Origin of the sequence: Westiellopsis prolifica IICB1 (assembly GCF_004323185.1) — a bacterium.
Classification (GTDB): domain Bacteria; phylum Cyanobacteriota; class Cyanobacteriia; order Cyanobacteriales; family Nostocaceae; genus Pelatocladus; species Pelatocladus prolificus_A.
Genome location: NZ_NAPS01000001.1, coordinates 1,331,844 through 1,348,570, shown reverse-complemented (window position 1 = coordinate 1,348,570; position 16,727 = coordinate 1,331,844). Strand labels below are relative to the sequence as shown.

The following is a 16,727-nucleotide window of genomic DNA, read 5'->3' as shown; positions in this document are numbered from 1 at the left end:
GTTTATCCTTGCTTAAGACTAAGGGATTTTGAAGTTTCACATTCAACTAAAGAATGTGTATTTTTTTCAATTTCTAAATCACAAAAACTGTTTTCTGCTAAATTTTCTAGTAGAGATTGCAATTTCATGCGAGAAATGTATGGCCAACCACCTTCCTCTTCAATATTTTTCAATAGGCTGTAAAGAGCTTGGCGGTTACTTGGCAAAGATTCCAGAAATAGACTATCTCGAATTTCCTGATGTAAACCCTCTAGCAACCGTAGCAATGCAAGTAGTGCTAAACTATCGCCCTGGCATTTTTTTGCTTCTGAGAGAACTTTCAGTGCAATAGTTTCTAACATCAAATTATTTCTTTGTTGTTTCAGCTCTGTATTGGTGTACATGCTGTATGCTCTGAGAACTAAGGTAGGGTAAATTTGTTTCTAGAAAAAACGAGAGTCAAGGTAGAGGTTAAGTAGGTTGACTGATTTGTTGAGTTGAATTAGCAAGCTTCGGCTTGATAAATTTTCTCCTGATTTGGCGGATTTTATTAACTGTTTTGACTCCAAACAAAGTTTTCATGATTGGATTAGCTCTGACAACTGAGGCTGTAAACCAAACATCTGGATGTCGATGCTTACTAAAAAGCAGTAATTTCCACCAGTCAACTAAACTATAAATCGGTGCTAGTTCATAGAAGGAATTTTCAGTTATATCTCCAGCCATAACAAAGGAGCCAAATACTTCTGCTTCTTGATAGGAAGGTTCTAAGACAAACTCTCTTGACAAAATTTCAGCTGTCTCAAGAAAAATATCAGTTGTACATTCTTGTGGGTTCAGATTAGTCGTTAGTTGTTTTGAAAATTCAACCGCAGCTTTTTGCAAGATATTTATTCCCCAATAAATAGCTTCTTCGTTTTTTGGTTGACGAAGAACAGGGACATATTGGTTATCACGTCGCTCATATCCGGTAGTGCTACCATGATCTGCTGACATGAACAGTTCAAACAAGCATCTGTACTTACATAGAAAATAGCGATCGCCAGATGGTTGATCTACATCATAAAAATAAGCAAGTGATTGGTCTGTCTTAAATGGCTTAACCCGCTCTTGAAGCGCAAAATAAAAACCATAAATGCCAGATTCGGGATAAATACCAGCAATGTTCAATAGTTTACTCAAAGATCGTTGTGTACGTCCACTCCAGCCAATATCAACAAAACCAAAGGGAATTCCATCGCCTATCCCTTCTTGACGAAAATAACCAATTGCCTTGTCGCGATAACTAGCAGCAGTTGCGATGATTAGATCCGTAACCTCTTTCTCTGTAAAAATATTCTGCATCAAGTCGCGTTCGTGTTGCTGAAGGTTGAGATCCCACTTTTCTGCTGGAAACCCATACTGACTTAACACATCTTTAATTTGCTCAGGGGATATGTTCACGCGATCGCACAAGGAGCGAATTGATAAAAAGCGATCAACTGAATCAGTCGCAACCAAAATCCAATCAAGCTCATCTTCACCGATCTCTTGAATTGCAGGCATATGCCAAGCTTGACGCGAACCATATAAGTAGCGACACTCAATTGCAAATCCCCAATTCTGGCAAATAACTTGAGCAATTTTATGTAATATTTGCCCATCTCTGGCGACAAAGTATAATCTTTGCAGCCCTGTTTTTTGTGCTTCGACTAAGCACCAATACACGAAACTGAACAGTATAGGACCAACAGCACTTGCTGTTGTTTCCCAAATAACTTTTTGATGATTGTTTGTTTCTTGAGACTGCAAACGAGTCAGCCTACTTGCACCTGCGAGTAGGGATCTAAACTTTAAAGGAAATTGAGTAGCTTCTGCAATTTTTTGCTCATAGCGATTCAGGTGAGCTTGAGTAAAATATTCAGTTGTAATACCAAGTTTTTTCGCAGCTTTTACATCTGCGTATCGGTTATCTCCAACATGTTTAAACTGGGATGGTTTCACTGCTTCTTCTGCCAAGCAATATTTAAACAACTCACCAGTTCCCTTATTAATTCTTGTTTCAGATGAAACGTATAAAGTACTGTCTGGAGTCCAAACTTTGTTTTCTTTCAAGAAATTCCGAATAACTTCTTCAGACAGATACATATCCGAAATATAAATTACTCTTTCATTCGCTTGATAGAGCGACTGAATACGTTTTTTGGTGGCGGGTACTGGACGTAAACTCGATAGCTCAATTTCTATTTCTTTTTGTTTTGCTCTTTCAACTTCATCGGTTGACCAGTTTAAAGAACGAGCAATTTGTTCATATATTTCTTCTAGTCCTATTTCATAAATAGGCCCTGTTTCTCTGGCAATTCTTTCAGACTCCATTCTCAGGTGAGACCAAGATTCAGGTGACATTTGAATTAAATTATCTTTTCGGAGTTGATCACCTAATTCCCAGAATAGATCAGTTGGTTTTGCCCAAATTCGAGTTATAGATGTATCAAATACGTCAAATGAGTAAACAATCTTTTTCATCAGAGTCTCACCAATGTGCTAGAGGATTTAATAAAAAGTGCAAGGTTTGACTTATGGATTGATTGCAGCTTCTGTTGAAATCACAGACTCTAGTTCAGTTTTCGACAATGAATGCTCAAAATTCTGATAGAGTTGCAGATGCTTTTCAAGAAACACAGTCTTTGAAAACTTATTTTCAACATCCCTTCTTGCTTGCTCACCCATTACTTTTAAATCAGGCGATAATAATGCTTGGCGTAAGGCTTGATTTAGTGCCTGTTGATTTGTAGGTTCAACCAAAATACCGTTGTGTCCATTCTGAATCATTTCTGGAACACCTCCTGTGGAAAAAGCAACGACTGGGGTAGATACAGCCATTGCTTCTAGAACAGTAAGTGGTAGGTTATCAGCAAGGGTACAAAAAAGCATGATATCTGCTGCTGAGTAGGCTTTTGCTAATAAGTTAGGGTCTGAAATATAACCCATATCTTTGTATTCCAGTCCCTCTAATGCTTGCTTTAATTCATCATTACAAAGTCCTACAGCTATTACGAATGGAGATAAATCACGTACACTTTGAAGTGCTGCGATCGCATACTTCACACCTTTGCGGGGATCGTCAAGAACATGTGCTGAAATTGCAACTACTTTGCGGTTTTCTGGAATTCCTAAACTTGTTTTTGCTTCTACTTTTTTCACTACAGGAAAGACACTTAAATCAAGACCATTAGGAATTACTACAGGTGAAGATTTGAATTTAAGAGCTTGTTGAGCCTCCTGAAGCATCCAATGGCTGGGAAAGATATAGCGAATATTAAATTTGCCAGCAACCCATCGTTTGATTGCTTGAACTTCTCGTGTGCGATCGCCTAGTTGATTTTTCCATCCATCTTGAGGTAATTGTGGACACTTATAACAATGGCTACTAAACTTTTCACACCCCATCGGGTACATACAACCGCCAGTGAATGCAGAACAATCATGTACCGTGAAAAATGTCGGTTTGCGTCGAGAAGTTAGAGCTAGAGTAATTGGAGATATAGCAGTAAAGAGGTCATGAAAATGGACGACATCGTAATTATCAAGAATTTTGTTGAGGTTAAACCAGTACTCAACAGGTAATATTTCTCGTAAACCTAATTTACTACTAGCTTTATGAATCTTTTTAGAAAGCTTGATTTCCAAACCTTTTCCATAAAGTTTGTGCTGAAATGAAAGAGGTTCTTTATAGTTAAAAGCAATAAAATGATCAGTTAGATGTCCAGCATCATTTAACCAATTAGCGAGATCCTCGGCAACTCTACTTGCCCCACCTCCTATTCTGTCTGATTTACTAATAATAGCTATTCTCATATGTTAATTATTTCACATATAGTTTTATTGTCTCTCTAATACGAAGCAATTAAACTAGTTTTTTTAATACCTTTTTTGTAATTGATACAGGTAATTCTGTTGGTTTTTTTGAGAAGTATTTAATTCTGACTTCAAACCAATGTTTTTGATTATAAAAATAACGTTTACTAGCTATTTCCCATTGTTTTAGTAAAGGAAGTTGCTTGCAATATTTCTCTAAAAGTTTATTTATTCTAGGTACAGTTTGACCATTTAAATCGCTATTGAAAGATTTTGTACCCTTAATTACTCTGAAATTACCCCATGTTTCATCTACATATCTGACTGTAGCCATTTGTACAGCTCTTAGTATGAAATCCAAGTCCATAGAATACTGATCTTCAACATCATAAAAACCTATTTTCTGATGTAATGAAGTATGATAAAAATATGCAGATGGATTGGATGGCATAGGGTTGATGTTCCATCCCATCAACAAATCACTTAACTTCAATTTTTTTGGTTTATTTATTACTATAAGTTCACCGTCATCGTTCCATAAATTACAATTTCCAACAAGTAAGCTAGGATTTGGTAATGTTTGAAAAATTTCTGAAACTCGGTTTAACACATTTTTTTCATAGTAATCATCGACATTCAAAATAGATAATATTTCTCCCCTAGCCATTGCAATACCTTTATTCATTGCATCTGACTGGCCTTTGTCTTTTTCTGAAATCCATCGGATATGGGGATACTTCTGTGCATACTCTTTGATAATTTCTACTGTTTTATCTTTTGAACCTCCATCGATAATGATGTGTTCCACATTAAGGCAGTTTTGAGCGATTACAACTTTAATACAAGATTCAATAAATTTTTCGCCGTTGTAAACTGGGGTGATAACGCTAATCATTTAGTTGGACAAACCTTATTAATAGGACACTTTGAGAGAAAAATAATCTAAATTGACTTAAGAAATAGTTGTTTAACTAACTGCAAACGGAGCGATAGACTTGAAGCGTCTGTGCTGCGGTTTTGTTCCAGCTAAAGATTTTTGCTCTTTTGTAACCTTTAGCAATAAACTGATCACGTTCTGTTGGTTTATCCAGTAGTAAAAGCAGAATTTCCGCTAAATCATAAGTAGCTTTAGGATCAAAAAGCAAGCCTGCATCACCTACAACTTCTGGGATGCTGGAAGTGTTGGAAACTACTGCAACAGTGCCACAAGACATTGCCTCCAAAGGAGGAATTCCGAAACCTTCATACAGTGATGGATAGACAAAAGCAACACTACAACGGTAAAGCTTTGCTAGATGGCTATCACTAACATTGTTATAATGTTCAATGCGCTCACTTAGATTCAGAGCGGCAATAAGTTGCTCCTCTTGTCGGTTAAACGGGGAGCCAACTATGCATAATCTCACTTCTGACTTCACTGAAACTACTTTGGCAAATGCTGCTAGCAGAGTATCAAAGTTTTTATAACTGCTACGGCTACCTACATACAAATAATAAGGATAGATTGGAACAGATTCAGAACCATAAGACAAACTAGAATCAACTTCTGAAGCTAAGTAGGTTACAGTAATTTTGTCTTCTGGCAAGGAGTAGTATTCTAAAAGGTCTTTTTTGGTATTTTCAGAAACACAAATAATTGCCTGCGCTGTCATAATAGCCTTTCGTTTTTCCTCAATATGTGGATCATTAGGATAAAAAATTTCATATATCATGTCATGAACTGTTAGAACAAGCGGATAGCGATAAAAGTTAAAATCCTTTTGAGATAGGAGTGAATAATAGGTAGGATGAATCAGATCGAAGTGTTTGAAAGTGGCGATAGCTTGAAAGTAATGTTTTTCTAACGAATCTGAAATACGTCTCGGACGAAATCCTTTATACAAGAAGGTTTTTAAATTGGGATGTGTTGGATAATTCACATCCAGAATTTGACGAGTAGTGAGAGTAGGAAAAACATCTTTAGGTAGTCTACTTATTAGATTGGCAAAATAACGGTTAATGCCTCCAGCTGTTTGTCTTGCATAAATTTGTCCATCGTATAGAATATGCATTGCTGAACTTAGTAATTTATAGTTAGTATTAACTTCAAGTAAATTTATCTAATAATTAAAGCGCATCACACACTTTATAGTTTGATTCAATTTATAAAATGCTGTCAAAAGACAATAGTAATTTACAGATGCAAATAAAGTTTATTATACATTTCAGAGATAACTAAAGCATTTACTTACTCAACATCTACAAAGGGTAGTGCTTCAAGTAATTTTTCTTCTTCTTCATGCGATAGAAAGATAAGCTCTCCGCTTTTATTTCGAGATTCTCGAAACTTTGCTGCGATGTAACCCTCTTCAACAGTTAATTCTTTAACACAATCTGGTTTCAAATCTTGTCGTACAAAAAAGGCATCATTACCAGCAGAATTACATCCAACAAATGCATAGCCTTTCTGCTTACCTAACAGATAGAGTGATTTCAGTGATGCACCAAAATAAATCATGGAATGATGAGCTTGAGAACGTATGAAATTATCATCATAAGGTATGGTTATTGCTCTATCTTTCCCAAACCTAAAGTTATATTCAACAATAACAATTGCCGGTTGTATGACATCAATTTCTTTCCATATCCAATAGTCGTTTCCATCAATATCTATTGATAACAAACCAATCTCACCTTTTATGCCATTCTCTATAAATATTTTATTTATATTGTCTTTATTTATAAACTCTTGTGCGACTTTTAAATTATGCTGCCAGTAGATATTGTCTTGTTTTATATAATTTACATCATCAGGATTAGCTTCTATCAATAATCCTGACCAATTATTATTGACAAGTAGAAATCTTGTATTAGATTCTAAATAGTTTTGAACACCAAACTCAACAAATACTTTACGGGGTATTTGAATATGTCTCAACAAATATTGAATTATTCCATCTTCACCCCACTGAGAAAATACTCTAAATTCATTACTTGGAAGAGATTGAGTATTTAATAACTGTAATTGCCTATATTCTACTCGACCTAATCCTTCCTGTATTTTTGCAACATCTTTTTTAATGTATTGAAGTTCATTGACAATAACATCAATGTTTTGCAATCCCTTTTTTAATTTTTGTAATAAATTAAATATCATAATACCTTTACTTCCTAAAAAATCCTGCTTATTTTTAGTAATTTAAATCAGATAATTATAAGAACATTGTAATTTTCATAATTATTGAATTTGTTTTTCCATCCAATCTAAATCAGCTATGATTACACCAATTTCTCGATGCTTATTGTATTTGGCAAATCTTGTTCCAGTTTCAGTAATAGTAAAAGATAATATATGTTCGTGACTATCAAATATTTCTACCATTGGCTCATGCGCTGCAATGCTTAACATATAAGTACCAGGCATGAGAAACATTCCAGGCATTTTAATTAACACTTCATGATTACCTGGATTACGTTTACCCAAACTATCAGGTGTACAATCAGATTGGTTTGTAGTAATAACTGGTATCCCATCACTAGTGTAAATCCGAATAGATATTTCCACATTAGTCAATGCTTTAGTCACTTCATAATCTAACTTAATAAAAAATGGATAGCGAACATCTAGCTCGGATGATTCTGCTAAATCATGATTGAGAATAGTAATTTCTTTAAAGAAAATTTTTTTCAATTTCTTGGTTTTGTCTTCATTGTTCACCAGTTTTAATGTACTGGTGTTATTATTTCCTTGTGCCAAGTAAATTGATACTACAGAATTGATATTACCTATGTCAGTTATGTGACCAGAGGCAAGGAAAATGCCTATGTTGCAAAGCTGTGTTATGGTACCCATATTATGACTAACAAACAAAATAGTTCTTCCTTGGTTGCCTACCTCCTGCATTTTTCCTAAACATTTTTTCTGAAACTGAGTATCTCCCACTGCTAGCACTTCATCAACTATCAAAATCTCCGGCTCCAAATGCGCTGCTACTGCAAACGCTAACCTTACATACATCCCCGATGAATAGCGTTTAACTGGCGTATCTAAAAACTTTTCAACTTCCGCAAAAGCGACAATCTCATCAAACTTACGTTGAATTTCAACCTTGCTCATTCCTAAAATTGCACCGTTGAGAAAAATATTCTCCCTACCAGTTAGTTCTGGATGAAAACCCGTTCCAACTTCCAATAAACTTGCAACTCTTCCGTTGATTTTGATTCTTCCGTTTGTAGGTTCCGTAATTCGGCTGAGAATTTTTAGTAGGGTAGATTTCCCCGCACCATTACGCCCAATAATCCCTACTCTGTCACCTTGCTTAATTTCAAACGAAACATCCTTTAAAGCCCAGAATTCTTCACGAGTTGGATTATATATTTCCTTACCAGAAGGCTTGAGCAGTTTTTTACCCAGCGATTTTGCTCCATTACTTATAACTTCTCGTAAAGATTTGTACCTACTTTGCCCTTCTTGCTGATGACTCAGAACGTACTTCTTACTCAGGTTCTCTACCCGGATTACAGTATCTGACATTTGCCTAACTCCTACTTCAACCACATATCTAAATTACGTCAGCAAAAGTACGTTCCATCTTGCGGAAATACCAAATACCGCTTCCTAGAAGTAGAAACACAATCATTAGAGATAGTGCAAACCCAGGAACATATACCTGCGACTCCCCGCCCAAAATTGCCCAACGGAAACCATCAATTACTCCTACCATTGGGTTGAGGGAATACAACAAGCGCCATTGTTCTGGGACAATCTTGCTGCTAAAACCGACTGGAGAAATATACAGACCAAACTGGACGATAAAAGGTACTATATAGCGGAAATCTCGATACTCGACAGTTAAAGCCGCTAGCCATAATCCCACACCCATTGAGGCTGCAAAGGCAATGAGAATAAATAGTGGTAGTGTAAGAATGCGCCAATCAGGGACAAAGTTGTACCAAGCCATTAATGCCAGTAAAATCATGCCAGAAATCATGAAGTCCACAAAACTAACGATCACCGCCGAAGTTGGCACAATCAAACGTGGAAAATAGACTTTAGAAAGAAGGTTGGCATTGTTAATTAGGCTGTTACTGCATTCACTAAGCGCACCAGAGAAAAACTGCCAGGGTAACATTGCCGCATAAACTAGAATTGGGTAAGGTGTATCACCCTCACTCGGTAGCTTTGCCAAATTTCCAAACACAACAGTAAATACTATCATTGTTAGGAATGGGCGAATCAATGCCCAGGCCATGCCAATGACGGTTTGCTTGTAGCGTACCAAGATATCACGCCAAGCTAGAAAGTAGAAAAGCTCTCTGTATTTCCACAGATCTTGCCAGTACTGTCTTTCGGTGCGACCCGCCTCAATAATTAGTTCGTTTGTCTTCATCTACTTATCCGTGTGTGTTACATCAACTTGGACAAAGCTTGCTAGTTTGCAGCTTAGGTGACTTAACATCTCAGAAAAAATACTGTTTTTGCTTGCTCCTTCAGTTACTTCTCTCAGGAATTCTCATATCAGGAAATATTTTGTCATCTATACCAGAGTCTTTCCGAAAAAATCTACAGCAAGCAGATTTTCGCCAATTCAGTACAACAACACGAAAACACGAAATAAATAGCGACACAAATGATAATTTTTGAGCAGCTAGTTTTGAGAGTTCGTAGTAAGCACGCTTGGTGCTTATAAATTCAGGACTCAAGTCCTGACTACGAACTGGAGTGGAGGTTGAATAGGAACTCTAGGCCGAGAATTTGATTTGGTCATACAACCTCCCTGGGGATCGGAATTTTCCTTGCAAGAATGGAAAAATGAAAAATTTAGTTGGTCACAACTACTCAACTCTCCATCCCAAATAACGTTCGCGAATATGAAATGGAGTACTAAAGGAACTCGACATTAATAATTGCTTTAAAGCTAGCAATAGAAATGGTGGGATTGTCGTCATATAGCGATTCCAAAGCCGCCGGGGTTCTTGAATCCATCTATATAACCATTCAAAACCCAAATCTCGCACCATCCGGGGTGCTCTTTTGTGAATCCCTGCATATACTGGAAATACTCCACCCAAGCCGATCATGACTGCCTGAATTTTACCCTGATGCTGATCCATCCACTTTTCTTGTTTTGGACAGCCTAAAGAAACAAAGACTAGACCGGCGCCACTGGAGTTAATCTTTTGGATTAAGGCTTCATCTTCTTTGGCAGTTAAGGGACGGAACGGTAAGGGTTCCATCGCAGCAATTTTTAGGTTAGGAAATTCAATCTCTAACCTTGTCTTCATACGAGACAAAATATCGGTTTGAGAACCCAGAAAAAAAACACTTACATTAAGTGTTTCAGCTAGCTGGCATGATGCTTGTAAGATATCCATTCCCGCTACACGGTCTTGGTATCGCGCTCCTTGCAGCCTCATCATCCATACTAAAGGCATACCATCAGGAGTGACTAAGTCTGCATTCTGAAGTATGCTAGCGAATTCTGGATTCCAGTGAGCTTCCATGAGCATATGCACATTGGCTACACATACAGTCTTGCTCGTGCGCGCGATCGCCCACCTCAAGATCGTCTGTATTTGTTCTTCAAAACGTAAGGCAGTAATTGGGAACTCCAGCACTTTCTGAGTAGGTAGAAAAGTTCTTCCTACCATAAGTCACTCCTTGTGTCACAGATAAAATCAAATAACTACAGAACCATCCCCAGCGTATAAAACCTCAAGCTTTCACTATAAGTTTTGATCTTAAAATACTTGGGAATAAGGTAGTTAACACATGGAGATGCAATGATCATATACAGTAAATTACTGCTTCCCTGGTAATAATTTAATCAAGCTATATGTATATTACCTTACTCCACATTGATACCTTGTCAGTAGCTTTTTAGTAAACTTCATACTTTCTTTACATTTGCTTTAAGAATTTTTTGCAAACATTAATGAAGATTCTGTAAAAGCAAAATAAATTCTTTATGTAAAAACTATTACTGAGCAATCACAACAAATTTTTAGCTATCTACACTACTTGTTATATGGACATTTGCCAGAGATTAATTAATTTCAACCTGTAATTTTTATTGTTAAGCAAAATATTGACTACTTGATTGATCGCACTGTGCTAGTGCAATAACTGTCACTTAGTAACGCAAAACTAACAACTTTGTTTTTTATCATCCTGAAAAAGCCCAAAAAAAAGGGGGAAGTTAAAATTCTCTTCCCCCGTTCCCTGATTGTTATTCTTATTGATTTCGTTGTCTGTCTTCAGCCTGCGCCTTAGCATTTGCTGCTGTTTCTTCAATTGTCGTTTTCTTGCAGAACCGCCTTTTCCTTTATCATTTCTCCCCTGGCGGCGAGGAGACTCCCATCTTTTTAGTCTCATAAATGATTGTCCTTAATTTAACTAAAAACTCAATTTTTGATGACAAAATCAAAGTTCTAGTTACCCTATATCTAGGATCTGATTTGATACCTTGTAGTACTGTATTTATTATAATTCATTTTTTGTGAAAGCGTCAAATTAAAAGAAAAGTTTTTAGATTAATCTATATATTGCTTTGCGAGAATAAAGTCAGAAATATCACTACAATACTAAGTTGAATCAGTTGTAAAAATTTCAAACTTTAGGTGTTGAATCTAGATTCACTTGCTGTTAATAAGCTGTTGTTTAAGTAAAAATTACACAATGAATTCTTTATAAAAGAACATTGTATAAAATATAACTTGACAAAAGTATTTTTTCAAGGTATAGATTTTACCTGCCCTCAGCAGTATTCAAGATATTGCAGACATAATCCGGATAAAAATAAGAGAATCATGCACAAAATATATATTTTTATTTAATTAAAATCTTAATTAAGATAATATTTATAAATATGCTTTGATTTTATTCTTCCATAGTTCAACCTGGGATGTGCTACTAAGAAGCTTTTGTTGAGGTTAAGGTAGATTTAAGTAGGTCGGCACAAATGTAAAGACACAAAATTTCGCGTCTGCTACAGGTTGAGGTCGTCATTGCCCCAAATTTATTTGAAGGCGGAATTTTGGGTGAATTAAATCCATCGAACTCACGTTAAATTAAATGCGATCGCAAGCCTGTTTACTAGAGACTGCGACGAAAAAGAGGTTAAAATCTTATGCAGAACCAAACTGCACATCACTTTTGAGGATATCTATTATTCACTATTTAAGTGGGCAGGAGGAGAATCGAACTCCTATGAGCGCAAGCTCGCCACATTTTGAGTGTGGTGCGTCTACCAGTTTCGCCACCCGCCCTTGATTGGCAACTTCACCATTATACTCAATTTTTTGATTTTGCAACAAGTTTGGCAAATTTTTTTTTGAGATGACGTCAACCTATAATAGACCTCTTGCAAAAATATTTTTACCCCACCCTAACCCTAAGCGTTTACGCTTAGGGAACTAAATTTTCCCCCGACCGTGAACGGGGGGATTGAGGGGGGTTCATTCGACTTTTGCAAGAGGTCTAATATGAATTCTGTCTTTTTAAGTGCAAATTTAATCTTTTCTTAAAAATTGCCCGAATACTGATATGATGTCTACATCCTAATAAACCACAAGCAATTTCACGTAAATTTGACATCATCAGTTTTTATGCAAGATTAAAGATGCGATCGCATCAATATTACAAAACCAAGCCTATTGACTTCGCTGATGATTCAGTAGGATGATAATTTTTGCTTGTCTGTCAATTTCATTACAGGTATTAACTTAATTCTATTAAAACATTGGAACTATTGTGTGATTTCACCTTCTAGCTTCAGTTCTTAAAACTGGTTAACTCATATCTTGCATCAGCTTTTCATCCCGCCAATAAATTTATTTATTGGCTAATAGCTAAAGTCAGATTTATCTGACTAGGAAAGTGTTTGAGTCCGTTTTAACGGACTTATGCTATTAGCCTCACCAATTAATTCTGAGGCGGGATATGGGGTAGGTGCAAGATATCAGTTAATCATTCCTTTCACTTTTTCGGATAACACTGAGATTTATTCCGGATCTACTGAGATAAATCTGAAAATCTGTGCAAGTAAATCATATGAATAACAAGATGAGATTACGCTTTTTATTACTGAGCGTCGTCAGTATTGTGTTGCTATCTTCTCCAGTAAAAGCTGCTAGGTTACAATCTTGGAACTTCGATCAGGCACGAAATCAGCTACATTTAACTACTGATTCTGGAGTTCAACCAAAAGCTTTTTTAATTAAAAATCCAACAAGACTTGTACTAGATTTACCTGGAACAAATCTCAATCGTGATACAGTTCGGCAAAGTTTTGGTTCAGCAATCAAAGAAATTCGGATTGGACAGGTTGATGCTAAAACTACCAGAATGGTAATTGAATTAGCTCCTGGTTATACAGTTTCTCCAGATAAATTACTGATTAAAGGAGATTCTTCTTCCCACTGGATAGTAAACTTTTCATCTGTTGAACGTGTAAGTTCTAACAATTCATTTGAGCAAGTTGCAACTAATAAGTCTAGTGAAGAACAGTTTCCTATTCATATAGGTGATGCTTCTTCGTTTGTTGGAGGAATTCGTTTAGGTCAAGATATATCCCAGTTAAATACTCAAATTAAAGCATTGATGGCTCGCTATAGCTATCTTCAACCAGGGATGTTCTTTCTAGATTTAGATACAGGTAACTATCTAGATTTGAATGGAGAAAAAATCTTTCCAGCTGCTAGCACCATTAAGTTTCCGATTTTAGTAGCTTTGTTTCAGGAAGTAGACGCGGGTAGAGTCAAGCTGAATGAAACTTTGGTTATGCGTCGCGATTTGATGACTGGAGGTTCAGGAACATTGCAGTACAAACGCCCAGGAACTAAACTGAGTGTTTTAGAAACTGCTACTAAGATGATTACCATCAGCGATAATACTGCAACCAATATGATTATTGATCGTTTGGGTGGTAAGGCTAGATTAAATCAGCGGTTTCAAAGTTGGGGACTGCAAAATACGGTGATTCGTAATCTGTTAGGCGACTTTAAAGGAACTAACACAACTAGTGCGAAAGATTTAGTCAGACTAAGTGCTTTGCTGAGTAATAATCAATTACTGAATGATGGAAGTCGTTCCCAAGCATTGGATATTATGCGTCGTGTTAAGAACAGAAGCTTATTACCAGCAGGTCTTGGTAAAGGTGCGGTAATTGCTCACAAAACAGGCACACTAGGGATTATTCTTGGAGATGCAGGTATTATTCAAACATCAACAGGTAAGCGCTACCTAGCTGGAATCATGGTTCGCAGACCTTTTGGTGATAAAAGAGCAAAGTCTTTTATTAATCAAGTTTCTCGACTAGTTTATAGCTACATAGAACAGAACAGCGTTAATGCGTCTACTACTGCGCCACACCAACTTTAACAGTTATCAGTTATCAGTTATCAAAGGTTAGGAGCAGTCTTTGACCATCGCAACAATTTAGTTAATACTCCAATTACCCATTACTGTTTGTGGGTTAGTTTGGCGATCGCCAATTCAAAATAAAAAATTAAAAAACGAAAGTCGAGGTACACCAAACCTATAAACTGCAACAAGCAGAAAAAAACTCTTTGATGAGTCATCAGTCAATAGTCAAGTGTTCCAACTTTTTCGCTATTGACCATTGACTAATGACCAATAATTATCTGCCAAGGAGAACAAATATGACAGACTTTCAAGATTTTCTTAAACATCAATATGTCTATGTAGCGACGGGAGAGTTTAAACCAGGTAAGTTTGAAGAAGCCAAACAACTTTATGAACAGGCTGTCTCAATGTATACTAAAGGCTTCCAGAAAGCATATCTGCTGCAACAACCAGGGACTGACAAAGGTATCGCGGTTATTTTCTGGGAAAATATTGGTGATATGGAAGCAAACCACAGCGAAGCTTACCAAAATATCTTAAAAAAGATAAGTCACTTGTTTGCTCACACTCCAACCACCTCTTACTATGAGATCGTTTGTGAAATTGAACCAGCTTTAGATCAACAAATTCCAGTTCACTGACGAAAAAACTTAGTGTGAGCAATTTCTGTGGAGAGCGATCGCCACCATCTATTAGACATCTGGTGATAATTAAGTATGCGTCAGCCAGAATAATTGTAGAGACGCGAAATTTCGCGTCTCTACTACTACATTCTTTTTCGGAGATGTCTATCGACTATGATTCTCGGCTATGGTGGGCGATCACTAAAGTTTTCGTACCAAACTTTTTTCCTTTATCCAAAGTTGATACAAAGAACTTTGAGTAAGCTAGCCATAGCTTGCATTACTCAATTCAAAAGTTCATTCTCTGGGCAGTAGAGAATAAATTATTAATGTAGTGATGTAATGAGGAGCGACCTCAAAAGCGCTGAGTGATCTAACCTGAGACCAAAATCTAGGGAGTAGTTGTAGGAGAAGGACTAGCAGGTGTTGTGGTAGTAGTAGCAGGTGTAGTGGCGGTAGCGGGTGGAGTGGTAGCGCCAGTATCACTGGGTTCTGCTGGAGTAGTGGTAGTAGTGGAAGGTGTCTCACTAGCACCATTGCAGGCTCCGAGAGTCGCAGCTAGACCAAGTAAAAGAGCAAAACCAAAGATTTTTATTTTCATAACTCCTCTGTCACCAAATGCGGCAAAAACTATTTTAGGCCTGTTGAATAAGATACCTCATTTGTTGCTTAATTTTAATAATTTTTAGGTTAGATATTTAAAAGACAACTTTCTGATTTTTAGTTTATCCTATAAAGCTAACTCTAAGACCTTTCAATTCATGGGTCATCCGATTTTAGATTTTGGATGCATGGATTTTAAATTTACCCCCAGTTTGGGGGAATGGGGGCTGGGAGTTAGGGGTAGGGGCTTGTACCCTGCTCGAAAGTATCGATCAAGGGAAAATGGTGAAAAACTATCCTTCCAAATTAACTTGGCACAGCAGTAGTAGTTTTTGCTTTAACTACATTAAAATAATCGTAACTTTTTGTAAGCTTACAAATATTACCATAAAAACTGCTTATAAGCAATCTCTTGCCCTTGCTACTTTGCGTTGCCATACTTACTAGGGATTGGGGATTGGGGGTCGGGGATCGGGGGTCGGGGATCGGGTATCGGGGATCGGTGTTTATTTTTTCCTTGGCTCCCTTGTCCTCCTTATCCTCCTTGTATCCCTTGTCTCCCTTGTCTTTGTTGTCTCTCTTGTCCTAACTCACACAAAAAATATATATCCAAAAAATTATGGCTGTTGCTCGCAAATCAGATGTTTCTGCAAAACGCAGTTGGTTCCAGCGAAATTCTCTGATGATGAGAAATTCATCCACATTCAAACAATCTAGATCAGCAGGAACTATCACAGAGAAAACCTTCTCTCCTCCTGTTTCCTCTAGAAGATCCAAACGTTCGTCTGCTAATCAACCAGTATCTACTTCTACACCTGTCCCAGATTTAAACAAACAAGGAACAATTCCAATGTGGTTGTTACGCTTGTATGACATAAATCGTTATTCAGGAATTATGGCATTTGTATTGGTGGCAACTACCCTAATAATTTATGGTTGGACTGTATATTCTCAACAACTTTGGAGTCAGTCATATCGGAAACTGCAAACCTTACAGCGAGATGAGCGACAATTAACAACAACAATTGAAGTGCTAAAAAATAAAATGGCACAGGAAGCACAAACATCAGCAGCAGGACTAGTCTCACCATCTCCTTCAGGAGCAATTTTTTTACCTCCAGCACCAAAGGACTCTAACTTGTCACCATCTACTACAACTACTCAATCAAACTTTCAACTACAACAGCAAAACTCTGAACCACTGGGATATTAAAATCAATTGTTATTGGTTGCTGGTTGGTAGTTAGTAGGTAGAACAACCAACAACCCTACTCTACGTGACAGGAACCGGAGCCACTGCGGTGGACGGGTTCCCCGGCATAAAGCACGTGGCGTCCAAG

14 protein-coding genes and 1 tRNA gene are annotated in these 16,727 nt (G+C 37.0%); 3 read left to right on the top strand and 12 right to left on the bottom strand.

What is annotated here, in order from left to right:
- Window positions 1-2: 2 nt before the first annotated feature.
- From B4U84_RS05745 to B4U84_RS05695, 11 genes are all read right to left on the bottom strand, one after another.
- Window positions 3-383 carry a hypothetical protein gene (locus B4U84_RS05745; protein ID WP_131116049.1) on the bottom strand — a complete coding sequence of 127 codons (381 nt, stop codon included), beginning with the start codon at window positions 381-383 and terminating at the stop codon, window positions 3-5.
- A 67-nt stretch (window positions 384-450) separates the two neighbouring features.
- Window positions 451-2,484, bottom strand: a complete 2,034-nt coding sequence (locus tag B4U84_RS05740) for an HAD family hydrolase (protein ID WP_131116047.1) — start codon at window positions 2,482-2,484, stop codon at window positions 451-453.
- Window positions 2,485-2,535: 51 nt separating this feature from the next.
- A complete protein-coding gene (locus tag B4U84_RS05735; protein WP_131116046.1) occupies window positions 2,536-3,816 on the bottom strand; it encodes a glycosyltransferase in 1,281 nt (426 codons plus the stop codon).
- A 49-nt stretch (window positions 3,817-3,865) separates the two neighbouring features.
- Complete coding sequence (locus tag B4U84_RS05730) at window positions 3,866-4,711, bottom strand: glycosyltransferase family 2 protein (RefSeq protein ID WP_131116043.1); 846 nt, start codon at window positions 4,709-4,711, stop codon at window positions 3,866-3,868.
- 76 nt (window positions 4,712-4,787) lie between these two features.
- Window positions 4,788-5,867, bottom strand: coding sequence for a glycosyltransferase family 4 protein (locus tag B4U84_RS05725; RefSeq protein WP_131116041.1), 1,080 nt, complete (start codon window positions 5,865-5,867; stop codon window positions 4,788-4,790).
- Window positions 5,868-6,043: 176 nt separating this feature from the next.
- Window positions 6,044-6,952, bottom strand: a complete 909-nt coding sequence (locus B4U84_RS05720) for a hypothetical protein (RefSeq protein ID WP_131116039.1) — start codon at window positions 6,950-6,952, stop codon at window positions 6,044-6,046.
- An 81-nt stretch (window positions 6,953-7,033) separates the two neighbouring features.
- Window positions 7,034-8,329 (bottom strand): ABC transporter ATP-binding protein, encoded by a 1,296-nt coding sequence (locus tag B4U84_RS05715; protein WP_131116037.1) that lies wholly within the window; start codon window positions 8,327-8,329, stop codon window positions 7,034-7,036.
- Between the two features lie 28 nt (window positions 8,330-8,357).
- Window positions 8,358-9,185: an ABC transporter permease gene (locus B4U84_RS05710; protein WP_131116035.1), complete on the bottom strand. Its 828-nt coding sequence runs from the start codon at window positions 9,183-9,185 to the stop codon at window positions 8,358-8,360.
- A 445-nt stretch (window positions 9,186-9,630) separates the two neighbouring features.
- A complete protein-coding gene (locus tag B4U84_RS05705) occupies window positions 9,631-10,446 on the bottom strand; it encodes a WecB/TagA/CpsF family glycosyltransferase (protein ID WP_017309315.1) in 816 nt (271 codons plus the stop codon).
- A gap of 496 nt (window positions 10,447-10,942) precedes the next feature.
- Window positions 10,943-11,170 carry a hypothetical protein gene (locus B4U84_RS05700; RefSeq protein WP_017309316.1) on the bottom strand — a complete coding sequence of 76 codons (228 nt, stop codon included), beginning with the start codon at window positions 11,168-11,170 and terminating at the stop codon, window positions 10,943-10,945.
- 809 nt (window positions 11,171-11,979) lie between these two features.
- Window positions 11,980-12,063 (bottom strand) — tRNA-Leu (locus tag B4U84_RS05695).
- Window positions 12,064-12,859: 796 nt separating this feature from the next.
- On the opposite strand from B4U84_RS05695, the gene B4U84_RS05690 reads away from it, so the two are divergent.
- Window positions 12,860-14,176: a serine hydrolase gene (locus B4U84_RS05690; RefSeq protein ID WP_017309317.1), complete on the top strand. Its 1,317-nt coding sequence runs from the start codon at window positions 12,860-12,862 to the stop codon at window positions 14,174-14,176.
- Window positions 14,177-14,457: 281 nt separating this feature from the next.
- Entirely contained in the window at window positions 14,458-14,802 is a 345-nt protein-coding gene (locus tag B4U84_RS05685) for a hypothetical protein (RefSeq protein ID WP_017309318.1), read from the top strand.
- Between the two features lie 373 nt (window positions 14,803-15,175).
- Here the strand turns inward: B4U84_RS05685 and B4U84_RS05680 are convergent, their stop codons facing one another.
- Entirely contained in the window at window positions 15,176-15,385 is a 210-nt protein-coding gene (locus B4U84_RS05680; protein ID WP_017309319.1) for a hypothetical protein, read from the bottom strand.
- 621 nt (window positions 15,386-16,006) lie between these two features.
- On the opposite strand from B4U84_RS05680, the gene B4U84_RS05675 reads away from it, so the two are divergent.
- Window positions 16,007-16,600 (top strand): hypothetical protein, encoded by a 594-nt coding sequence (locus tag B4U84_RS05675; RefSeq protein ID WP_131116032.1) that lies wholly within the window; start codon window positions 16,007-16,009, stop codon window positions 16,598-16,600.
- Window positions 16,601-16,727 lie beyond the last annotated feature (127 nt).